Source organism: Chitinophaga sp. Cy-1792 (assembly GCF_011752935.1).
Lineage (GTDB): Bacteria > Bacteroidota > Bacteroidia > Chitinophagales > Chitinophagaceae > Chitinophaga.
Window position 1 is genome coordinate 906,901 of the sequence record NZ_VWWO01000001.1, and the last position, 24,942, is coordinate 931,842.

Consider the following 24,942-nt stretch of genomic DNA (forward strand, 5'->3'; position numbering starts at 1 on the left):
ATGTGTTTCAGAATTTGACGCAAAATTACTGAGAAAAAAGCGGATTATCTACCAGATACGTACCCGCAGACTATCAGGTCTGTACATACCATCTCCCGGTTTCAGGCCATAAACTTCATAAAATGCGTCTACATCGCTGAAAGGCCCGTTCACCCTGAATTTCGCCGGAGAATGTACATCGGTAAGCACCCTTCTGGCCAACTCTTCTTTCTTGGTATGGCTCACCCATCCCAGGGAATATCCCAGGAAATAGCGCTCTGATGGCGTCAAACCGGAGATTTTCTCGTTTTTCTTGAACTGTTCGGTTTTCTGGAAGGCATCCCAGCCCAGCAAGATACCGCCGAGGTCTGCAATGTTCTCTCCCAGTGTCGCTTTACCGTTGATATGTAAGCTGTCTACTACCACATATCCATCGAATTGTTTCACCATTACGGCTGCACGCTCGTTGAATTTTTTCTCATCTTCTTTGCTCCACCAACTTTTCAGGTTACCCGCTGCATCAAACTGACGGCCTTCGTCGTCAAAGCCATGGGTGATCTCATGGCCGATGGTAGACGCGCCTGCATAACCATATACCAGCGCATCGTCCAGTTCTGCGTCGCGCTTGCCCGGAACGGTGAAAATACCCGCCGGCAGCACGATTTCGTTGTTGCTCGGGTTGTAATAAGCGTTGTAGGTCTGAGGGGTCATGTCCCACTCGGTACGGTCCACCGGCTTGCCCAGCTTGTTGATACTGTATTGATGCCACCAGAGCCCGGCCTGATAAACGTTGTCGAAGTAAGACTGTTCCTTGATATCCATGGCAGAGAAATCTTTCCATTTATCAGGATAACCTACTTTTTTGGTGATTTTAGAGAGCTTGTACAGCGCTTTTTCTTTAGTGCTGTCGCTCATCCAGGTAAGGTTCTGGATACGTGTCTTAAGCGCACCGCGGATATCTTCTACCAGGTCTTCATAGCGTTTTTTAGCTTTGGCAGGGAAATACTCTTTTACGAACAGTTGTCCCAATGCCTCGCCCATGGCTTTTTCTTCAGCATTCAGTACACGTTTCCAGCGAACCTGTTGCTTTTCTCTTCCACTCAGCAGTTTGCCATAGAATTCAAAATCTGCATAACTGATGCTATCACTCAGATAAGGAGCTGCTTCGCTTACTACCATCCATTTCAGGTAATTTTTCCAGGTTTCCAGCTTCTCTGATTTCAGGGCATTGCTTAAGGCGGTATAGAATTCCGGCTGGCCCACAATCACAGTATCAGCAAATTTGCTGATGCCCTGCTGTTGCAGGTATTTGCTCCAGTCAATATTCCCTGCCAGCTGATTCAGCTTGCTCACCGGCATTTTATGGTAATTCGCCTCCGGATCGCGGAGTGCTTCCAGTTTGCGGCTGTTTTTTGCCAGGATGGTTTCCAGCTTTACGATATCGGCTGCTGCACTGCTGGCTGCTGCTGCGCTCATGCCGGTAAACTGCAACATCCTGGAAATATGGCCCGGATAAGCGGCCCTGATTTTTGCAGTACGGTCATCTGTATTGAAATAATAATCTCTGTTAGGTAAGCCAATGCCGCCCTGCCAGAAGATGACGGACATACGTTCGCTGTTTTTCGCGTCCTGCTCAATACCGATGACGGATAAAACGCCTGCAAATGTGCTTAACTGTGCACTTACCTGCGCCAGCTCCTGCAGATTAGTAATGCCATCAATGGCTTTCAGCTTTGGCTCAATAGGCTTGATGCCGTCAGCATTCAGCTTTACAGAGTCCATGCCTTCTTTCCAGAAAGCTGCGATCTTTTTGGATATAGGGTCTGAAGGGTTAGCGACTGCTTTTTCATTGATCTCACGTAACCTGGTGTAGAGTTCTTCTTGTACCAGGTTACCGATGCCCCAGGAGCTATATTCAGGCGGGATTGGGTTTCTCTTGATCCATCCGCCATTGGCATATTCAAAGAAATCCTGCCTGGGGTTAATGGTGGTGTCTCTGTTGGCGGCCAGCGGGTCGGGGGTTGCTTTGGCTGCTTCTTTTTTCTGTCCCTGGTTACACGCCATTAAGACAGATAAAGCGGTAAAGCCGATGCCGGCAATTAGATTTTGCTTCATATGTGATGAAAAATGGTTTATAACTGAAGTTACCGGTTTTTCACGACTGGCAGATTCCGCTCATGGAGAATTCTTAAAGGGTGTCCGCCAGATGTCGTATTTTATGTCCGCTATTTATTCAATCGCATATGATCAATAATCTGAGAAAAGGACGCATAGGTTCTATCGATACCTTCAGAGGCATCACTATCCTGGTGATGATCTTCGTCAATAATGTTGCAGGTGTAGCCGGTATCCCCTCCTGGCTGGAACATGCCCATGCCGACGAAGATCGTATGACCTTCGTAGATGTCGTTTTTCCCGCCTTTCTTTTTATTGTAGGTATGTCGATTCCGTTTGCCATCAACAACAGACTGGCAAAGGGCGACAGCTTCTGGAAACTACAGGGGCATATCGCCTGGCGAACTTTAGGTTTGCTGGTGCTGGGACTTTTTATGGTAAATACCGGCAGATTAAACAAAGAGGCCACTGGCATGTCTGAACCCGCATGGGCACTGCTGTTTTACGGCGCTGCTATACTGGTATGGAACGTATACAGGTTCAAACAAAAATGGCTGGCCATCTTACTAAAACTCATTGGTATGGCCGGCTTAATCTATCTGGGCTATATCTACCGGGGAGGAAAAGAGGGTACACATTATCTCGAGCCGCAATGGTGGGGGATTTTAGGGCTCATTGGCTGGGCTTATCTGTATGCCTCCATCATCTACCAGCTGGTGAAAGGTGCCAGCGGTGGCATCTTCCTGATGATAGCCATTTGTATCGCCTATTATGCGGTGGTACATCAGCCATTTATACAGAATAGCAGCCTGGCCTGGATCGGTGGACAAGCGGTAAATGCTGTACACACAGCAATTGTACTCTGTGGTTTGTTGTTGTCATTGTTTTATTTTGATGAAGACCTGGATTTGAATGGCTCTAAATTGATTTCACGTGTTACAGGCTTTTTTATTCTGCTGATGATTGCCAGCATCTGCCTGCACCCCCAGTATAAAATATCTAAAATACACGCCACACCAAGCTGGGCACTAAACAGCGCTGCTATTTGTGTAGTCGTTTATTCAATTTTATTTTTTCTGGTAGATGTTAAACAGGTAACCCGATGGACAGGTTTTTTCGCGCCGGCAGGTTCAAATCCTTTACTGACCTATATTTTGCCTGATATCATTTACTTCGCCATGCTGTTTTTCGGCCTGCAATATCCTGACGCTTTCGGTGAAGGATGGACAGGGATTTTGTGGAGTGCCTGCTTTGCCGTACTGATGCTATTCCTGGTAAAAGGACTTAATAAACTGGGTATCAGACTACAACTATAATCTCCATAAAAAATATAGCTATTAACATCTTACGGGTGTTGATTTTACGTAGATATTGTAGTACCCGAACCGTTTTACAGCAGACAGTGATCGTATTACAATCTCTTCCTAAAATCGCCCCCCATGAAAAAAATCGCAATCATATTAACCGTTACAGGCGCTATTTTAGCTATCTTAGCGCAGTACGCCGACACAAATGACTGGGTATTATCCACATGGTTTCATACCCTCGGTTTTGTTGGCTATATTTTAATCATCAGCGGACTGGCCTATCTTTCAGTTTGGGGTATTCACGAATTATCGAAAGATACCAAAGCAAGTATGAGGAATTACCGGCATAAATAAGCCAGCGCCTGATCCGCACAGCGATAACCCAATATGCAGACAGCTAATTTCACCTTGAAATTTGAATATAAAGGACAGCCACATATCCTGGAAGTAAGAACATCTGAGCTTCCATTCAAAACAGTATATAAAGTAGATATTGCAGAACAGGAAATTACCTTCGAACCCGACGAAGAAGGTTTTGTAAGAGCCGTTTCCAGCAAGCCGCTACATGATTCACCAAAGCAAATAGATGTGAATTTATTGCATCACGTGGCAGAGCTTATCATCGCGCATATCGCTAAATAAAATAGAAACAGCGCAGAACTAAACTAAAACAGCTGATACCGAAGGTATCAGCTGAAAAGTATCTGGCAATCAGATTTGTATTGTCTGCTTATTTAGTAGCGGTTGCATCAGGTTCTCCTTTCGCTTCGTCTCTGATACTGGTGCTATCCCAGCCCTCCCCTTCATCAAGCCATGTTTTGATCTTATCAGACGTAATCAGTTTTTCCATTTCATCAATTCTTTCCTTCATCGCACTGACAAACTCTTTCTTGTCTTCACGTGCTGCTGAAAGACTTTTCAGCGAGCGCTCATCCTGTTTTAAAAAGGTACGCGCTGCACGGTGACTATGATATGCTCTAATCCCTAATAACTCCAACGCATCTACGCCGAGCCGCAAAGAGGTGTCAACAGTTTCCCTGTAGATATGTAATACCCCGAGGTCCATCAGATCAAAGGTATCTTCGATATCCATAGAACGCACCAGCAGCTGCAGATGCGGGAAGTAGCGCTTTACTATTTTTACTACTGCCGCGGTTTTTTCAGCATCATCCATGGCAATGATCAGGATCTTTGCCTTTGCGGCACCCGCTGCTGCCAGCATATCATACCTGGAAGCGTCTCCATAATAAACCTTAATACCAAGTCGGTGCAGTGCATCCACTCTGTCAGAATCCATATCGAGGATAGTCGCCTTAATACCGTTTGCACGGAGGAAACGCCCTGTCATGCTACCAAAGCGACCAAATCCGGCAATGATCACCTGGTTGTGTTCGTCGATTTCATCAGGATCACGTTCTGTTTTTGCGGAGATAGTAAAATGTGGTTGTACCAATTTTTCATACAGCAGCATCAGCAAGGGCGTCATCGCCATGGAAATGGCTACTACAGCGGTCATCATGCCTGTTGTATGTTTGTCCAGGATATTACTCTGCGAAGTAAGCGACAACAAAACAAAAGCAAATTCTCCAATATCACATAACGCGAAAGAGAACAGCAGATTCTGGTCCAGACTGAGTTTGAACAGCTTGCCCAAGCCAAATAATACAAGCCCTTTGATGGCCATAATACCAAAAACGAGTCCCAGTATAATCCAGGGCTGCTGCATAATAAGTTTAAAATCAATGGAAGCTCCTACTGCAATGAAGAATAGCCCCAGCAATAGCCCTTTGAATGGCTCGATATCGCTTTCCAACTCGTGGCGGTATTCACTATTGGCAAGTACAACACCTCCCAGAAATGCTCCCAGCGCTGAACTCAGTCCTACAAGGTTCATCAGTACCGCAATGGCTACTACCATCAGCAGGGCGGTGGCGGTAAACAATTCCCTCACCCTTGTACGGGCAATCACACGCATGATGGGCTGCACCAGGTACCGGCCGCCGATAACAATCGTGATGATGGCGCCTAATACTACGAGCGTTTGTCCCCATGCCGGCAGATTGTCCCGTATAGAAGCGCCTTCCGCACTTTCTGCCGCAGCATGATTGCCTGCCAGCAGCGGAAAAATGGCCAGCATAGGGATAACCGCAATGTCCTGAAATAGCAGCACGGCAAAGGAACTTTGCCCGGCAGCAGTGGGCATCCACCCTTTCTCATTCAGCGTTTGTAGCACAATGGCCGTGGAGGAGAGTGAAAGGATCATACCCAATGCCAGGGCGGCGTTCCAGGATAGGCCCAGCCACCAGGATGCTGCGGCGAGCACTACAGAAGTGCCTATCACCTGCAACCCACCAAGCCCAAGTATCGCCGAACGCAAACGCCATAACAACGCAGGTTCCAGCTCCATCCCAATCAGAAACAGCATCATCACCACGCCAAATTCCGCAAAATGCATAATGTCTTCCCCCTCTTTTCCAATAAAACCAGAAACGGAAGGACCAATAATAACTCCTGCCAGCAGATAGCCTAAAACGGCTCCCAGCCCCATCTTTTTAGCCAATGGCACAAAAAGTATGGCAGCAGCCAGGTATACCATCGACTGAAATAACAACGTATGTTGATCCATGTTAGGTGGTTTGAATAGGTGCTTTGACCAGCTCATTCAAATGGCTGATCTTAGTTAAGGTGGTCAGATCAAAATCGGGCGACTTCAATACCTCCAGCAATTGTCTATAACGTTTCACTTCTTCCTGAATAGCAGACGTATCCATCCGGTGTACGCCGTAGATAATGTAGGGCGACACGTACTTCATATTACAAAGCACAGCTGTCTGTGAAAAAGGCAGAAAGAACTGCTCCAACGGGAAACCATGAATACCACCTGCCTGGTAATGGTCCTGCCGGCTGCCGGCAGATACGGCATTGGTCATGTATTTCCCCTGTAAAGCCTTCCCGGTATGGCCATAAGCCCAACCATGTTCCAGCACCAGGTCCTGCCACTGCCGGATAATAGCAGGTGCATTATACCAGTATACAGGGTGTTGCAGGATGATGATATCGTGTTGCTCCAGCAAACGTTGTTCCCTGGTAACATCTACATCCATATCGGGGTACCGCTCGTAAAGATCATTGAATGTAATCCCCGGTACCGTTTTTAACATAGGAACGAGTTGCTTATGCATCCTCGATTTTTCAAGTGCCGGATGCGCAAAATTTATAAGTACACGGGCCATACAAGGTGTCGTTTTGCTTATTGTCAGACTTCTGAATATTCCTGTAACAATCTGCGGTAGTGGTTCAGGATTCTTGATTTGGAAATCATCCCGACCAGCATTTTATCCTTCACTACCGGCAAATGCCAGGCATTGACAGCGTCAAATTTTTTTATAACCTCATCAATATTCTCATTGATATTAATAACCGCTGCCGGTGCCTTCATCAATTTCTTAACAGTAATGGTGTCATATAGTTCCGGGCTGAACATAATCGGCCGTAACGTATCCAGGGCTATCAGGCCCTCAAAAATTCCCTGATCATTTACTACGGCAATATTACTGCTGTCGCCTTCCTTAATCAGCGGCACCAGATCTCTGAAATACTTATTGCTGGATATTGTCTGCACTTCTGTTTCCAGGATATCCTCCATTTTAATCAGTGATAAAATGTTTTTATCATGGGCCCTGGTGAATACTTTGCCTTCTTCTGCCAGCGCTTTAATTTCGGGAGAGATAGGAGAAAACCATTTACTGATAAGATAAGAAATAGTGGCGACTATCATAAGTGGGATGAAAAGATCATACCCGGAGCTGGATTCGGCAATCAGGAAGATGGCGGTAAGAGGTGCATACATCACCCCGCTCATGACTCCGCCCATGCCTACGATTACCAGGTTGGTAACAGGTGCTGTGTCAAACCCCAGCTGCAGGCACAATAACGCAAAGAAATATCCCAGGAATCCGCCGGCAAAGAGCGAGGGCGCGAAATTACCGCCATTACCGCCGCTCTGTATTGTAATGGAAGATGCAAAAGCCTTCATCAGGCATATAACACCAGTGAAAATCAACAATAACTGGCTTTGTGCCGGCATATACCGGAAAAAGCTGTTCTGCAGAATGGTTTCGCCATGGCCGTTGGCCAGCGACTTCACTACAGTGTATCCCTCCCCGAATAATGGTGGCATAGCCACACAAAAAGCGGATACGATCACCCCGCCCAACATGGCTTTCTGTACAGCGCTCCACTTCAGGCCATGGAAAAAATGCTCCACTTTCTGCCCTATGACCACATAATACCGGGCATAAAACCCACTCAGCAGCCCGAGTACTATATAAAAGGGAACGTTATGGTAATTGAATGGCGACCTGGACTCAAAATGAAAAAGGACTTCTTCCTGTAATATAATTTTTGACAGCAGACTCCCACAGACTGCCGCCACAATTAGCGGCATAAAATCTGAAAATACAACGCCGGTAAGCAATATCTCAAAGGCGAACATCATACCGGCAATAGGCGCATTAAAAGCGGCCGCGATACCAGCGGTGGCACCAGCTGCAAGCAGCAGGGTACGCTCTTTATAGCCCAGGTTATAGGTACGTGCATAATTGGAGCCCAGTGCCGCACCGGTAACTGCAATCGGACTCTCCAGCCCCGCAGAACCCCCAAGGCCCACCGTAACGGCACTTTGCAATACCTGGGAATACATCTTTACAGGTGGTATCAAGCTGGAGTTTTGCGCTATCTCGTGTAAAATCGCCGGAATCCCTTTCCTGGACTGCCCCTTGAAAAACCACACTACTATCAGCGTGGTGAGTACAATCCCCAGAAATGGAAAGATCGCATAAAAGAATACCTGTGTATGAAAATGGACCTTGTCCGTAATGACATAGTGAATGTAGTGCACGAGCATTTTCAAAACAACACCGGCCATCCCGGCACCACAGCCTACCAGCATACCTGATAGCAGCAAAAATTGCTGACGGGTGAGCTTGCTATGAAGCCAATGAATAACTATTTCGTAACTCCTGGCTTTTTTGAGGCTGTACTGCTCGAATTCCCGTTTAAATCTAAAAAAGCTATGATATTTCCGTAGATACTTGAACTGGCTCATACCGCAAATTTAGGGGATCAGAGCTCAATGAGTGCATAAACTCTGTCATTCAGGTATGGACCGCCCGGATGACGGGCGCTGTAGTCGAGGTTGATCCAGTATTCCCCTTTCAGCTCGTGGTAATAGATTTCCCTGATCGGTGGCCGGGGGAAAAACAGGATGATGGCCTGTTTCATCACTTCAAAGTCCTCCTTGCTGCCTACATATAACTCCGGGTAGGCGTGCCCTTTGATCAGTACAATGCGCGTTCTGGCCCCGATGGATTGCAGACAGGAGGTCATCAGCAGGGAATGGTCATCGCAGTCGCCGCCGAGCCCGTTGAGAATGGTTTCCTGGGGAGTAGCAAAATATTCATCGCGCCTGGAGTCCAGCACATATTTAAAGTTGGTGTTGATATAGCGGAACAGCGACAGGTAACGCACAATACTGCCATATTTGTACCAATAGGAGTCGTAATAGTCCAGGGAATGCCTGATAGAGAAGTTCCTGACGGTAGAATCGTTGTAATTAATTTTTTCGCGGATACCCCGAACAGTTTTATCCCGGTAGCTTTCTACCTTATGAGGGTAAAGACTGAGGATATCCAGCTGTTTGCTGTCTTTGGCTACCCAGTTTCCCTGTACCATCCCTTTATAATCATTAAAAATATTATAGAAAGAATAGCCTTTACCGAAGTTATTTACCAGCATAATACAGCATATGGTAATAAATACGGGTATAACCAATGGCTTAAATATCCAGCGAAGCAGGAATACAAAGGCCAGGGAGATAATTACTGACACGAGTAGGTCCACATGAAAACCGCCTGCCATAATTGGTGGCAGGAATCTGTTCAGGTAGGGAGCTTGCGCGACAATCGTCAACAGGCTCAGTATATTTAGAACAAGTCGTTGTGTAAATGAATATTTGATTTCGTCGATAGCCATCTGCTATGCAAGAAAACAAAATTCTATCAGAATCTGGGAGCAAAGTTTAATACTTCATGTTTAAATGAGGTACTTGCTTTGATGTTATCTATCTGAGATTGTATGCCCGCTATTTTACTGGACATGTCTAATTGTGCGTATAGTTTTTTGAGTAGATTCAGGTTTCTGAGGGCGATCACTTTAAAATCAAGCTTCTGGGCTGTTTCATTTGCATTCTCGGCGGCACGCATGGCTCTGATGAGGTCATGTTCTTTATAGTAGAAATCTGCTGTAATCATCTTCTGCAGTGATTCTACATACTTATTTGCAAAATAATCGGATGAATAATTTTTCAATACCTTATCTGTATGCTTACAGATGCGTTGTGCTTTCTTCATTTCTCCGAGTCTGGCCAGCGCATGTGTCTGCCAGCAGAGCAGCTGGAGTCTGAAAGAGTCAGTTTTTCTGTGCACCAGTGAAGGGTAGGCATCAAAAATCTGTTGTGTGAACTGCAAAAGCTGTTCATAGTCATCGAGCAGTGACAGGGCATACCCCATGTTACGGATAACGATTTCCTGCGGGATGGTGGCCTGGTGGTTTTTAGAAACGGCGCTCAGATAATGCTTGTAATTATAGATTTTCTGCATGATCTGGTCATCGACCATACCAAATTTGAGGCGTTCGTATATAAACAGGAGGATTTCATGAGGAGTTACCCACAGTTCGTCATCCAGTTCTCCCGGATTATAGATTTTTTTAATTGCCTGAAGATGTGCTTCACAGTCCTCTGCGTCCAGTTGCAGCAGAGAAATGGTAAACAGCATGCTTCTTATCTTCAGTTTATCTTCTTTGGTATCAGCGAGGGTAAGTAATGCCATCAGTACCCTTTTCTTCCTGAAATGGATAAACTCATCATTGATAAAGTTACTGATGGGGTTCTTTTTAAAGAAGCCTTGCGGGAAGATGGAACGTAATTCCATCTGGTCGTTGCCATCCAGCTGATAGTGCAGTACCAGGTATTCCAGGAGATGGGATTTTTCCAGCAATGCCAGTGGCAGGTGCAGCATTTTCAGGATGCCATCGGTTTGTTTATGGTTGATGGCAAAGCGTAACAGCCATTTAAACACCCCCACCCTGTAGGAAGAGGAAGGCAGGTAGTCCAGCATTTCCTGCAAAATGGATTCATTCACCTGCTGATTCGTTTTTTGCAGGTAGTGCATGGCCACGAAGTATTCTAACAGGAACGGATGTGCGAAACGCACCTTCACGTGGTACATAATTTCCTGGCTGAGGTTTTCCTCTACCAGGATATTATCGGCGAGTAATTCCTTGTATGCGGGGAATAGTTCTGAGCTTTGGTCCAGCAGTTCCAGCTTTTCAATATACATACCGTTTCTGCCCAGGTCTATTAACTGAAGCATTCGCTGTATGATTTTTATTTTAAAAGAGCTGGTAGAAGAGATGAACACCTTATTCTGTACAAACCGGGATACGATTTCGTACATGCTCAGGTTTTCATCGATAAATGATGTTTTCGGGTCCGGGTTTAGCTGGCAGAATAACTGCAGATAATAAGGATGCCGGAGTTTCTGGAGGAACGTCTCTGAAAACTGGTTGATGATGTCAGGGCCGTAGTCGTGCTTTTCCAGTATGGCCTTGATTTCCTGGTCTTCAAACTGTTTAACGTTGATATTCGTTTCTTCGTCCATTTCAGCACCTACGTACCAATAGCGACGGAAGGAGGAATAGTCATTGGGGCGTTGAAACAGTTCATTCCAGGTACTGCTTCTGACAGAAAGTATGACTTTTATCCATGGAAATTTCTCATTGGTATAAATGAAGTCTTCCAGTTTGGAATAGATAAGCCGGAGTTTTTCTGCTGATACGGCTATCTCATCAAATCCGTCTATTATTAATATAAGGCGTGAGCCTCTTCTTTCAAATTCTGATGCGAAATATTCTCTGAAGTTTTCGCCGTTACCGTGGTTCAGTTGATTGTCCAGCCAGGTGGAAAGGCTGAAACCTTTCAACAGCAAGCTTCCGGCGGCATGTGCATGGATAAACCAGCACACGTCTTCCTTCATTTTTGGTGATTTGTTATGCCAGAAATGATCTGCTACATGCACCAGTGAAATGGATTTTCCCCACCCTGAAGGTGCAATTAATGCAGTAGCAGTGTAATTGCTTTCCAGGAATTTCTCAATGTGGTTAATAATATATTGACGCTTAACCGTGAATGGGAAATTGATGCCAGATCTGTTCTGGAGGGTGAGCATGGTGTAGTGGGATACAGCAGCAGCTTTGGTTTTAAGTTCTACCCATTTGGCTTCTTTTGCGGTGCCGTTTTCAATGGATATTGCCTGCGGATTACTCATCCGGTAGTGATGCTGCTGGAATGCTTCCCAGTCCTTGTAGTCGCAATATTGTGCGAGTGTATTCAGTGTGAAGCGGGAGAAGCTGTGTTGTGCAACGGCGAATCCGAACACTCTTTTGAGGGTTGTTTCACTTATCAGCTGCCTGGTGGAATCCAGTATGGATTGGGCCAGATGCTTGCATTCTCCTGGCGACATGACTTCGACCCCGAATTTTTGTAACACTTCCTTCTGTAAGGTCAGAATAAAGTCATAGGATATATCTATCATAAGGGGACAATAATGGATTTTGATGGAATTTCGGTACAATAGGTTAATTACGTAGATATCAGCCGTTTAGATTTTAAAAAATAAAAATGAATGGAATGAATTGAGGTATTAAAATATATTATACATATAAATTATTTTAATTTATTGGTAAAGAGCAGGAGGTTTATTCCGTTTTTTCTTTTTGTAAGAAGATTATTATCAATTATTTAATTAGAAGAGAGGTTCCTCAGATATTAATATGATCATCGGGATAATTTGCTGTTAAAATATGCTAACTATTCGTGCCAGAATTTAAAATAAATCCCCCTGTTTTCAATCCCTGAACAAAATGGTGAGTTGGCTAAGTAAAATGAATAAAATGAACAAAGCGAACTCAAAATGAACAAACTGATCCGTTGGCAATAAATGAACAAAAAGGCATATCAATAAACGCTTTCTACATTATACTTTCGTGATTATACTGTGAATTGTCGTAGTTGTATAACCAAATATCGGAATGTATACAAGGCAGAAAGGAAGTGATATTATATCAACCAAAATCCTTTCCCCCAATAACATCTTAACCGCTGCCTATCCTTAGAGTTTAGTGTGAATACATTAAACAAGACTTCTTATTATCCAAACATAGATGCTATGCATTCAAAAGCTACTCCTAATAGCCCTTTTAGTGCTTCTTTTGTTATCCTGAAAACCTGGAACGGGTCTTCGCCTAAACCCCGGAAAAACCTACGGTTCGACAGGTGGTGGAAAAGCCTGTTGTCTGTACTATTGATACTGGGATTTTCCTCAGCTAACGTGAACGCACAAACGTATTATCAACGCGTATACGCTAACTCGCAAACCAATACAAGTGGAGCGTTGTGCGTGATATGTACAGTGACTAACCCCGGAAATGCGGTGGATGCCGGCTCGGGATCCCTAAGTACCTATTCCACACTGACAGCAGGGTTAGCCCTGCTTTCCGGCGTTGAACAAACCCTGATTTTTCCCACACCGGTGCCGGCAGGAACAAGGGCTATTGTGAAAATAGGAACAGGAGGTGCACTCTTAAGTGCTAACCTGGGAGCCATCACCATGCAGGCAAAGAATAATACCACCAATGTTGGTAGTGCGTATAATGTCAATGCTGCTTTAGTGAATCTGCTGGCAGCAACAAACCAGGCAGAAATATATCTGCCGGCGCAAACCACCGCCTATGACCGCATTACTATTTCTATTGCCGGTTTGTTAAATGTGGCTACCTCATTGAATGTATATGCAGCATATTACAACACTGTAACAACAACCCCGCTGACCTGCGATACAGCATTAGACGTTATTTACGGATCAAGAGGCAGCCTCGATGCTGTCAATGCTGCTGCAGTAGGATCAATCGATAATCCATATAATGCCATTGATAACAGCCTTACCACCTTTGCAACAATGAATGCTTCCGTGGGACTGTTAGGTTATACAAGATTAAGTGCAGTATATCCCGGCCTGTCAAAAGTCGGCGATTCTGTTAAAATAGTGATGGGCACTCCTGGTGCTTTATTGTCGTTAGATGCACTCAATAATATTACAATCGTTACATCCAATGGCCAGACAACGGTGGATAGTATCAATGCGTCCAGCGCATTGCTGCAATTACGATTGTTATCGGGGCCTTCCTCTCCACAGGTATTTACATTCGCCTCTTCGGGGCAATTCGATCATATCGAAATCAGATTCTCTGCCCTGGCCAGCGTACTGGCGGGGTTACGTGTTTATGATATGGGTCGCGTCATTCCTAGCCCGGTGCTGACAGCCGCCTCACTTAACCAGGCTACCTGTCTCAACACCCCGGTAACATTTACGGTGCAGAACCCGGACGCAAGCCTGAAATATACATGGTACGATGCTGCCGGAAATATACTTCAGGGGCCATCTGCCACTTCTACTTACACGCCACCGGTGAATATTGCCGGTAGCTTTACCTATTATGTTTCCGCCACCAGAAGTACCTGTCCGTCAGGATCACAGAAAACACCAGTGAGCCTGTTAGTGAAGGCATATACGGCTGCAACTGATATCAACTTCCCGGATACTGCCTATGGCTGTCAGGGAGATACGGTAAGAATAACTCCATATTCGACGTTACTCACAAAACCTGTTTTCACCTGGTATAAAGATGCTGGTAAAACTACCCCTATCACCAATGGAATGGTAGATGGTGCATTAACCTACCAGGTAGATCCTGTCACCGCAAAACTGACGATTATCGGTCTTGGTTCAGGTACCGCCATATTCTATATCAGCGCATCTGATTCTACACATTGCGATAACCTCGCCAATACATTGAAGAAGGTGACGGTAATCATGACAGGTAAAGCCCCTGTACCAACCCTTGGCGCTACAACAGTGTACGGTACCCTCGGACAGGCAATAATTCTGAGAGCAACACCGCCGGCAGGTGGTACGGTGGTCTGGTATAAGGATACTACACAGGCACCTATCGCCTTTGGCGATACACTGTCGGTAGTACCTACCACAGCAAATACACCGAATGTATATTTTGCAGGCGTCAGACTGAGCACAGGAGGTACCTGCGAATCATACCATGTTGCAGATACAGCAATTGCGTTACCGCCGGTAACCAATACTTCCTGTAACGCCCCTACCAGCACAATAACAGGTACTACTTTAGGTTGTGTGCTCTGCAGCGTTAGTAATCCAAATAACGCCATCGACGCAATTACAACGAATTACAGTACGCTTAATATACCGGTAGGATTACTGGGTGGTAGTGTTTATCAACAGCTGATATTCCCTGTTGTAGGTAATGGTTCGGATAGCCTCCGCGTGATGCTGGGGACAGCAAGTGGTCTTGCGAATGTTTCCCTCCTTGGTGGAGTTGAAATTACCGTGGCTAACGTTCAGGGGGGTACGACAACCATCAACCGCAGAGATACCCTGGCGAACCTCCTGACCCTGCAATTGCTGCAAGGTTCCGGACCTTTCACTGTAACGATCCCGGCAAGTGGCCCGTACAACACTGTTCAGATTAAACTGACAGGCGTTGCCAACCTGCTTAATAACATCAATATATATGGTGTAAGAGCAGTGGCGCCAAACCCTAAAATCGTTATTACAAATAATGGAGCTGCATGTCAGGGCCAGACGGCTACAATTACTGCCAATGGTCTCGGTACTGCTTCCATGACATTGTATACTGATTCTACTGGTATGACAGTGGCTGGTACCAAAGTAAATGACTCTACATTTACTACCCCTACCCTGACCACAACAGGTACTGTAACTTACTTTGCACAAATTACTGATGCAAATGGTTGCGCAAATCCTGAAAGATTACCAGTACGCATTACTGTTAATCCACTTTCAACACCGGCAGATATCATTGTAAGTGATACCACCACCGCGTGTACAAGTGGCAATGCGGTGATCACTCCTGCTGTCAATCCTACTTCCAACATCACCCAACCTGTATTTACCTGGTATCTGGATGCTGCTAAAACGCAAGCCATTACCAATGGTACAGTCAGTGGGGTAACCTATAATATCGATTCTACCGGTAAACTTACCGTATCCGGACTCGCAGCAGGTACTTATACCTATTATGTTGCGGTGGCTGGTTCCAACCGTTGTTCAAATGCCCCTAACAACCTGAAGGCGGCAAATGTAAAAATAGTTACCGCCCCTGCCGGACCAGTAGTACCTGGTACTGTAGTAGTAGCCACCGGACAAACAGCCAGTCTGACTGCAACACCAATACCTGGTGCTACCATCAGCTGGTATTCCGATTCAACGGCTACCACACCTGTAGGAACAGGAACTCCATTTGTTGTAGGACCATTCAACAATCCTGGTACCTACACTTATTATGCAGCCGTTACAATTCCGGGTGCGTGCGAATCCAAACGTGTAGCCGTCGCTGTTGTTGTTACAGGTCCGGTTATTCCTTCGCCTGATTGTAATGTTCCGACTTCACAGGTATCCGGTACTTCACTGGGTTGTATCCTGTGTTCTGTGCAGAACCCAACAAATGATATCGACAGTAATCAAACTAACTTCACTCGCCTGAGTATGCCAGTAGGCTTACTGGGTGGTTCCGTATATCAACAGCTGATTTTCCCTAATGTGGGTTCAGCTACTGATAGCATCAGAATTAACTTTGCTGCACCAACAGGTCTTGCAGATGTTAGTCTGCTCGGTGGTGTAGTGGTAACTGTTTATAATAATACAACCAAGGTAGCGGCAGATACACTTTCCAACCTCCTGACGCTTCGCCTGCTCAACAGTCAGCAGTTTGTTGCAACGATCCCTGCTAGCGCACCATACGATCGTGTAGAGGTGCGTATCACCGGCCTTGCAAATCTGTTGACATCTATTGATATCTATGGTGCAAGGGTAATTTATCCTACACCGGCTGTGGTAACACCACACGACACTGTATGTGTGAATAATAAGGCAACCCTGACTGTAACGCCGGTAAATGGTACTGGTGTTCATTGGTACGCCGATTCTACCAGCACTACTGTATTGGGTTCTAATGCAACCTATACTACCGATAGTCTGAAAACTCCAGGCACCGTTACTTATTGGGTAGCTGTTTACGGAGGTCCGCAGAATTGCGAAAATCCTACAAGATTCCCTGTGCCAGTAGTCGTATTGGCTGCTCCACAGGTTCCTGGCGCTGATCAGAATATCACTGCCTGCGCTGGTACTAATGTATCATTACAGGTAATCAAACCAGTGAATGGCCTTACCTACAACTGGTATAACGTTGCGACTGGCGGTACCAAGCTGAATACAGACAGCGGATTCGTATTCAAAGTGAATAATGTTACTGCTGATACAACCTTCTATGTGGAAGCACAAAGCTCCTGTGGTGCTGTATCAACAAGACAGGCTTACCATATCCTGGTTGGACAGGCATTACAGCCACCTGTGGTATCGCCAAATCCAGATTCAGTAACTGTAGGCGCTACTGCTGTGCTGACAGCCACCCTGCCGGTATCTAATGCTTCTATTGTTTGGTATGGCTCACAAACAGGCAATGATTCACTGTTTACAGGTACTACATTTGCTGCCCCTGCTCAGTCTGCGCCAAATACCAAGGTATACTGGGTACAGGCACTTATTAAAGATACTTCAGCCAATATTTGTCAATCTGCAAGGGTTCCAGTAACCGTTGTCACTTATCAGGGAGATTCTCTGGCCGTACCTTGTGAACGCGCAGTAACCCAAACCGTTGGTGGTTCAGGTCTCCTTATATTGGGTAACGTATACAACCCTGGATTTGCAGTGGACGACAATCAGAATACTGCTTCTTCCCTCGTAATCAACCTGGGCGCGCTAAACGCCACAGTATGGCAGCGCGCCGGATTTACCGGTCCATCTGCTCCTGGCGACAGCGTAAGAGTACGTCTCTCCAGCTCTAGCCAGGTGCTCTCCGCAGCCGTACTCGCAAGTGTACAGCTCACCGCTTATCTCGGAAATACTCCGGTAGATTCAGTACTGGTAGGTAATCCATTACTCCATGTGAATCTGCTGAACAGCGGCCAGACAGGCGAATACACCTTCCTGCCTAAAGGTACCTTCGATGCAGTGCAGGTAACACTGAAATCAGGTGTAGTGGGTGCATTGACAAGTATCAACTTTAATTCTGCCCGCCGTATAATTGCTGCTCCGCAGGTACAGGCATCATCCGTAACTGTATGTAGCGGTAGTACAGCCACCCTGAACGTAAGCAATCCTTCTCCGAATGTTACCTATCGCTGGTATACCGGTAACGGTACCTACCTGACAGGTAAAGACGGTGCAAGTCTGACTACAGGCCCAATAACAACTGACTCCACATTCTATGTAACCGCCTTCAGAGCAGGCGTAGGTTGTGAAAGTACAGACAGAACTGCTGTTAATATTAAGGTAGTAGCTACGCCACTGCCTCCGGTATTAAATCCTGATACAATTGCTGTATGTCCTGGTTCTACAGCTAGTGCAGCCATCAGCAATCCTGTTAAAGGTTATAGCTATAGCTGGTACAATGTTGCAAACGGTGGTGCCAAACTGAATACAGACAGTGGTTTTGTATTCACTGTTACCAACGTAACCGCTCCTGTAACTTACTATGTGGAAGCGATGAATGATAGCTGTAATACAGTTTCTGCGACCCGTACGCCGGTACTGTTTACTGTTACTACCCAACTCGGTGTTCCGATTGTGAAACCTAATCCGGCTACCGTGGATACTGGTATGAGCGCTGTACTGGTGGCTACGCCTCCGGCTGCAAATGCCAAAGTGAAATGGTATGCATCTCAATTTGCTACTGATAGCATTTTTGAAGGATTACAGTATACAACTGTTGCTAAGCATACACAAAGCACAGATACATTATGGGTACAGGCCTCACTGGATTCTACCGGTACTTGTACTTCCCAGCGTATTCCGGTGCTGATCATCACCACACCAATGGTGCCTAACCCTGTTCCTTGTGAACGCGCAATAGCGCAGATCAACAGCGGTACCTCTGTTGGTGGTGTGCTGGGACTGGGAACCGTAGTTAACCCGGATCTGGCAGTGGATAATAATACAGAATCTGCATCTTCCCTGGTACTTAACGTCGGTCTGCTGGGATCCGCAGTATGGCAACGTGCGCTCTTTAATGGTCTGTCAACACTCGGTGATACCGTTGAAGTTCGCCTCAGCAATCCAAGCCAGGTATTGTCAGCCGCATTACTGGCAGGTGTTCAGTTAACCAGCTATAATGGTAATACCCCAGGTGATAGCCTCCTGGTTAGCAACCCGCTGCTGCACCTGAATATTCTGAACGGTACACAAGGCGTGGTGCTGTCTTTTGTTCCAACCAAACAATTCGATGGTATCGAAGTGAAACTGAAATCAGGCGTGGTTTCCCTGCTCACCGCAGTCGACTTCAACTACGCCCGTCGTGGAATAGTGGCACCAACAATTATTGCGAAAGATACCAGCGCTTGTGTCGGTACACCGATTACATTAAGCGTGGCAAATCCTGTAGCAGGCGTTACCTATAGCTGGTACGATCAGAATAATACCAAGCTGATTGACAGTCTGGCCTACATTATTCCTGGTACGCACCCGGCAGGTACTTACACTTATACTGTAACTGCAACCAGAGACAATTGTGATATCCAGCGCTCTGCAGCTGTGACAGTAAATATCCTGTCAATTCCTGCGGCGCCGGTAGCAGATAGCAGCAACAAGACTTCTGTATGTGTAAGCAACCTTCCGGACACCCTGAAAGTAATTGCACAACCTGGTGTAACATATACCTGGTTCGACGCAATCGGTAATCAGCTGACAGCACAGAATAACATATATATTGTTCCGCAAGGAACAGCAGTAGGTCTGCACACTTACTATGTGAAAGCCAATAATACAAATGGCTGTAGCAACGACTCTGCCCGTACGCAGATCACATTGAATGTATTCAACAATGCACAGCCATCAGATATCAACATCGATACTACACCGCATTCATGTGCCGGTGATACCATCCGCCTGACTCCAACCAGTACCACTATTACGAACCCTGTGTTCATGTGGTACCTGGATCAGCAGAAAACACAACCGGTAACAGCTGGTGTTGATCCGGTAACAGGCGTATTAACGCTTGCTCCGGCAACCGCAGGTACTTATGTTTACTATGTAAGCGTTGGCTCAGCCAATGGTGGCTGCTCTAACCAGCCAGGTAACCTGAAAGGTGTCACCTTAACGGTAAATAAAAAGGCACTGCCTTCTGATATTCAGGCCAATGATACATCTACCTGTATTCATACCGCCACCTCCATTACTGCAACCAGCACCACTATCACTAATCCTGTATTCAGATGGTACCGTGATTCCTTGCTGACGCAGTTTATCAGAAGCACCAGCACCTTTGTTACTGATACCCTGAACGTAACCACTATTTACTATGTAACCGTACAAGGTACCAATGCATGTGAAAATGCACCAGGTAACGCGAAAGCAGTTACAGTAACTGTAAATGGCGGTGCCGCACCTCCGGTAGCTGATACAGGTAATCCTGCAAGCGTATGCGTAAGCAATCTGCCAGTAACGCTGAAAGTGGTACCACAGGCAGGCCAGATACATACCTGGTACGATGCCTCAGGAAATGTGCTGATAACAAACAGTGATTCATATACTGTTCCTGTTGGTACAGCTGTTGGTATACACAACTACTTTGTAAAAACTGGTGGAAATACCAACTGTGCCGGAGATACTGCCCGTACGCAGATTACGTTGAACGTATTCAATAATGGACAGCCATCTGATATCAACATCGATACTACTCCGCATGTATGTCTTGGTGATACCATCCGCCTGACTCCAACCAGTACCACTATTGCGAACCCTGTGTTCACGTGGTACCTGGATCAGCAGAAAACACAGCCGGTAACCGCTGGCGTAGATTCAGTAACAGGTGTGTTAACGCTTGCACCGGCAACCGCAGGTACTTATGTTTACTATGTAAGCGTAGGATCAACTAACGGTAGCTGCTCCAACCAGCCAGGTAACCTGAAAGCGGTGACCTTAACAGTTAACAAAAAAGCGCTGGCATCTGATATCCAGGCGAATGATACATCAACCTGTATTCATAGCGCTGTCTCTATCACTGCAACCAGCACCACTATCACTAATCCTGTATTCAGATGGTACCGTGATTCCTTGCTGACGCAGTTTATCAGAAGCACCAGCACCTTTGTTACTGATACCCTGAACGTAACCACTATTTACTATGTAACCGTACAAGGTACCAATGCATGTGAAAATGCACCAGGTAACGCGAAAGCAGTTACAGTAACTGTAAATGGCGGTGCCGCACCTCCGGTAGCTGATACAGGTAATCCTGCAAGCGTATGCGTAAGCAATCTGCCAGTAACGCTGAAAGTGGTACCACAGGCAGGCCAGATACATACCTGGTACGATGCCTCAGGAAATGTGCTGATAACAAACAGTGATTCATATACTGTTCCTGTTGGCACAGCTATCGGTATACACAACTACTTTGTGAAAACCGGTGGAAATACCAACTGTGCCGGAGATACTGCCCGTACGCAGATCACGTTGAATGTATTCAACAATGCACAGCCATCTGATATCAATATCGATACTACACCGCATTCATGTCTCGGTGATACTATCCGCCTGACTCCAACCAGTACCACTATTGCGAACCCTGTGTTCACGTGGTACCTGGATCAGCAGAAAACGCAGCCGGTAACCGCCGGTGTTGATCCTGCAACAGGTGTGTTAACACTTGCACCAGCAACCGCAGGTACTTATGTTTACTACGTAAGCGTAGGGTCAACTAACGGTAGCTGCTCCAATCAGCCAGGCAACCTGAAAGCGGTGACCTTAACAGTAAACAAAAAAGCGCTGGCATCTGATATTCAGGCGAATGATACATCAACCTGTATTCATAGCGCTGTCTCTATCACAGCAACCAGCACCACTATTACCAACCCTGTATTCAGATGGTACCGTGATGCTGCACTGACACAGTTTATCATAAGTGCCGGCACATTCGTAACGGATACATTGAGTGTAACTACTACTTACTATGTAACCGTACAAGGTACCAATGCATGTGAAAATGCACCAGGTAACGCAAAAGCGGTTACAGTAACTGTAAATGGTGGTATCGCACCTCCGGTAGCAGATAGTAGCAACCCTGCATCTGTATGCGTAAGCAATCTGCCTGTAACACTGAAAGTAGTTGCACAGGCAGGCCAGACATACACCTGGTACGATGCTGCTGGAAATCAGCTGGTAGCAAACAGTACTTCCTATACTGTTCCGGTAGGTACAACTGTCGGTATGCACAACTACTTTGTAAAAGCCAATGGCGCCGGTAGCTGTGCAGGAGATACAGCACGCACACAGATCTCCATTAATGTATTCAACAATGCACAACCTTCTGACATCACAATCGACAGTGTTCAGAATGTTTGCGCAGGGGATGCAGTAGTGCTGACTCCAACCAGCAATGTCGCTAATCCGGTATTCCACTGGTACCTGGATCAACAGGAAACACAGCCAATAACCAATGGCGTAAACCCTGCAACAGGTGTATTGACCATTACTAATCTTACCAATGGCCAGTATCACTACTTTGTAAGTGTAAGCTCTAATGGCAACTGTGCGAATGTTCCAGGTAACCTGAAAGAAGTAACCGTTAATGTTGGCAGAAAAGCGCTGCCTTCCGATATACAGGTGAATGGAGCAACAACATGTGTGCATTCAACTACCACACTTACTGCTACCAGCACTACTGTCACCAGTCCAATATTCAAATGGTACCGTGATGCAGCACTGACACAGTATATCACCAGTGGTAGTACGTTTGTAACTGATACATTGGATATCACTACTACTTATTATGTGACCGTTCAGGGTACAAATGCATGTGAAAACAGACCAGACTCTGCGAAGTCAGTAACGGTGACAGTTAATAGCTTCACACCACCAACAGTAGTAGGCGCTGCCATCTGCGCAGGACAAACAGCCCTGCTGACCGTGAGCAACCCTGATCCAACATTGACTTACACCTGGTATACATCATTGGCAAGAACGATTGTTCTGTCAAATGTTGATAGCCTCAGAACGGCGCCACTGACAGCAGATACTACCTTCTATTTACAGGTAAGTAAAGGTGGATGTACACTTCCTCTCGTTGCTGCGAGTGTAAAAGTGAACAGCGTTCCAACTCCGTTGGTGAATCCGAATCAGGCAGTATGTAGTGGCTCTCCTGCAACTGTTATCATCACAGCACCTTTCAGCGGTGTGGTTTACAAATGGTACAATGTACCAACTGGTGGAACTGCCCTGAATACAGATGCTGGTACGTCCTATACAACTGGTGTACTCACCTCTTCTATTGTCTTGTATGTAGAAGCAACACGTGTGACAGGATGCACAGGAACATCACCACGAGTGGCCGTAACCTTAGCTATAACACCGGTTCCAGGTGCTCCGTCTCTGGTAACCAATAGTCAGACAGTATGTGCAGGCAGCAACGTAACATTCACTGTTGCTAACCCTGATCCATCACTGACCTACCATTGGTTTAATGCAGCCGTAAATGGTACAGACCTTACACCTAACGGTGCAAACAGCTATACAGCCAGCAATGTGACCGCTACAACAACTTATTATGTTGCAGCATTCAACAGCGCAGGTTGCAGCAATGCAGGTGCGAGAACAACAGCTACAGTAACTGTACTGCCAACTCCGCCAACTCCGGTAATTAATGTTAATAACCAGGTTGCTTGTACTGGTAATCCGGTAACATTCAATATCACTAATCCGGATCCGGCACTCAACTATATCTGGTATAATGCTATCACCAATGATAGTCTGGCAACTGGTGCGACCTTTACAACCGGCCGTCTGACAGCAACAACAGACTACCTCGTAGCTGCAAGAAACGCCTCCGGATGCTACAGTGCAACCAAAGGAACAGCCACCGCTACTGTTGTAGACTCTGTCGCAACACCGAACGCTGGTTCCAATGTGACACTCTGCCTTGGAAATACGCTGAATCTCGCGGTAATAAATCCGGTGTCTGGTATGATCTACCACTGGTATACCAGCGCAACAAGCACTACTCCAATAGCTACCGGTACCAACGTAAGCTTCAATAGTGTGAGCACAAACACCAGCTACTACGTAGATGCAAGTGTTGCAAATGGTAACTGTGTAAGCACCAGCAGAGGACGTGTAGACGTGACCGTCGTTAATGCACCAGCTGCTCCGGCAGTCCTCTACCCTGCGGTAACCACCTGTAACAATAGCAATGCAACATTACAGGTTAAAAATCCTGATCCGACCCTGACTTACAACTGGTATGCGACAACATCAGGCGGAACGCTGATCACCACCGGCGATAGCGTAACGGTAGGCCCAATCACTGCTAATACTTCTTACTATGTTGAAGCAGTAAGCACAGGTGGTTGTGCAAGTCCAAGCCGTACACTGGTAAGCGTTTCAGTAGGTAATCCTCCTGCTGTGCCAACAGTAAGCGGTAATGACCTCAGCAAGTGCCCAGGTGAAACATACACACTCACGGCAATAACCAATACGCCAGGTGCTGTCTTCAGATGGTATGCTACAGCTAACGGCACTACACCGGTAAGCACAGGTGCTCAGTTTGTGACACCGCCGGTTAACGCTGATGTGACCTACTATGTAGAGGCTTCTATAGGAACAGGTTGTACAAGTGCAAGCAGAGCACAGGCACAGATTACAGTGCTGACAGCGATCGCTGCTCCAACGGTAACCGTAAGCAGCAGAACAGCTACCAGCGTCACATTTACATGGCCGGCAGTACCAGGTGCACAACGGTATGTAGTAGCAGTAAATGACACTACTACCTTCACCGCACCAAGTACAGGAGATAATGGTACATCACATACCGTTAGCAACCTCCAGCCTAATGAGAATGTAACGCTGTATGTAAGAGCGATCGGCGCCTCTTCTTGTCAGAACAGTGCACTGGCATCTGTAACAGATAAAACAACTAATCCACAGGGTAATAATATCTATGTACCAAACCTCTTCAGTCCAAATGGTGATGGTGTGAATGATATCGAGTATGTATACGGCACCGCTATCGCACAACTCGAATTCAGGATCTATAACCAATGGGGTCAGCTGGTATTTACTTCTACTGACCAGCGTAAAGGATGGGATGGTACCATGAACGGAGTGAAACAGCCTGTGGGTGTATATGTATGGATTGTCAAAGCAACCATGCAGGATGGTACGGTGATCACTAAGAAAGGTAATGTGACCCTCATGCGATAATAACGTTCTTAAAACCCGTGAATAAATCATACCGGGATGATAGCCTTAAACTACTGTCA

At 46.1% G+C, this 24,942-nt stretch carries 10 protein-coding genes; 4 read left to right on the plus strand and 6 right to left on the minus strand.

Features of this window, described 5'->3' with window-relative positions:
• Positions 1-48: 48 nt before the first annotated feature.
• On the minus strand, positions 49-2,094 hold the full coding sequence (locus tag F3J22_RS03810; RefSeq protein ID WP_167014447.1) for a M13 family metallopeptidase: 2,046 nt from the start codon (positions 2,092-2,094) through the stop codon (positions 49-51).
• A gap of 128 nt (positions 2,095-2,222) precedes the next feature.
• Between F3J22_RS03810 and F3J22_RS03815 the strand changes: the two genes are divergently transcribed.
• The 3 genes from F3J22_RS03815 to F3J22_RS03825 all read left to right on the plus strand — a co-directional run bounded on the left by F3J22_RS03815 (position 2,223) and on the right by F3J22_RS03825 (position 4,043).
• Entirely contained in the window at positions 2,223-3,410 is a 1,188-nt protein-coding gene (locus tag F3J22_RS03815) for a DUF5009 domain-containing protein (protein WP_167014450.1), read from the plus strand.
• 123 nt (positions 3,411-3,533) lie between these two features.
• Positions 3,534-3,755, plus strand: coding sequence for a hypothetical protein (locus F3J22_RS03820; protein ID WP_167014452.1), 222 nt, complete (start codon positions 3,534-3,536; stop codon positions 3,753-3,755).
• 33 nt (positions 3,756-3,788) lie between these two features.
• Entirely contained in the window at positions 3,789-4,043 is a 255-nt protein-coding gene (locus F3J22_RS03825; protein WP_167014454.1) for a hypothetical protein, read from the plus strand.
• Between the two features lie 88 nt (positions 4,044-4,131).
• Here F3J22_RS03825 and F3J22_RS03830 read toward each other — a convergent pair whose 3' ends face one another.
• Genes F3J22_RS03830 through F3J22_RS03850 form a run of 5 tightly spaced genes read right to left on the minus strand, consistent with a single transcriptional unit; the run spans position 4,132 to position 12,055 of the window.
• Positions 4,132-6,027: a monovalent cation:proton antiporter-2 (CPA2) family protein gene (locus tag F3J22_RS03830; RefSeq protein ID WP_167014456.1), complete on the minus strand. Its 1,896-nt coding sequence runs from the start codon at positions 6,025-6,027 to the stop codon at positions 4,132-4,134.
• A gap of 1 nt (position 6,028) precedes the next feature.
• A complete protein-coding gene (locus F3J22_RS03835; RefSeq protein ID WP_167014458.1) occupies positions 6,029-6,634 on the minus strand; it encodes an NAD(P)H-dependent oxidoreductase in 606 nt (201 codons plus the stop codon).
• A 23-nt stretch (positions 6,635-6,657) separates the two neighbouring features.
• A complete protein-coding gene (locus F3J22_RS03840; RefSeq protein ID WP_167014460.1) occupies positions 6,658-8,508 on the minus strand; it encodes a chloride channel protein in 1,851 nt (616 codons plus the stop codon).
• A gap of 17 nt (positions 8,509-8,525) precedes the next feature.
• Positions 8,526-9,434 carry a transglutaminase domain-containing protein gene (locus F3J22_RS03845; RefSeq protein ID WP_167014462.1) on the minus strand — a complete coding sequence of 303 codons (909 nt, stop codon included), beginning with the start codon at positions 9,432-9,434 and terminating at the stop codon, positions 8,526-8,528.
• 26 nt (positions 9,435-9,460) lie between these two features.
• Complete coding sequence (locus F3J22_RS03850; RefSeq protein WP_167014464.1) at positions 9,461-12,055, minus strand: NACHT domain-containing NTPase; 2,595 nt, start codon at positions 12,053-12,055, stop codon at positions 9,461-9,463.
• Positions 12,056-12,688: 633 nt separating this feature from the next.
• Here F3J22_RS03850 and F3J22_RS03855 point away from each other — a divergent pair.
• A complete protein-coding gene (locus F3J22_RS03855; protein ID WP_167014466.1) occupies positions 12,689-24,883 on the plus strand; it encodes a gliding motility-associated C-terminal domain-containing protein in 12,195 nt (4,064 codons plus the stop codon).
• Positions 24,884-24,942: the final 59 nt, after the last annotated feature.

Coding starts and splice junctions, on each gene's coding strand:
- F3J22_RS03815 (WP_167014450.1), top strand. CDS start 2,223: ATGATCAATAATCTGAGAAAAGGACGCATAGGTTCTATCGATACCTTC.
- F3J22_RS03825 (WP_167014454.1), top strand. CDS start 3,789: ATGCAGACAGCTAATTTCACCTTGAAATTTGAATATAAAGGACAGCCA.
- F3J22_RS03830 (WP_167014456.1), bottom strand. CDS start 6,027: ATGGATCAACATACGTTGTTATTTCAGTCGATGGTATACCTGGCTGCT.
- F3J22_RS03820 (WP_167014452.1), top strand. CDS start 3,534: ATGAAAAAAATCGCAATCATATTAACCGTTACAGGCGCTATTTTAGCT.
- F3J22_RS03835 (WP_167014458.1), bottom strand. CDS start 6,634: ATGGCCCGTGTACTTATAAATTTTGCGCATCCGGCACTTGAAAAATCG.
- F3J22_RS03845 (WP_167014462.1), bottom strand. CDS start 9,434: ATGGCTATCGACGAAATCAAATATTCATTTACACAACGACTTGTTCTA.
- F3J22_RS03855 (WP_167014466.1), top strand. CDS start 12,689: ATGCATTCAAAAGCTACTCCTAATAGCCCTTTTAGTGCTTCTTTTGTT.
- F3J22_RS03840 (WP_167014460.1), bottom strand. CDS start 8,508: ATGAGCCAGTTCAAGTATCTACGGAAATATCATAGCTTTTTTAGATTT.
- F3J22_RS03810 (WP_167014447.1), bottom strand. CDS start 2,094: ATGAAGCAAAATCTAATTGCCGGCATCGGCTTTACCGCTTTATCTGTC.
- F3J22_RS03850 (WP_167014464.1), bottom strand. CDS start 12,055: ATGATAGATATATCCTATGACTTTATTCTGACCTTACAGAAGGAAGTG.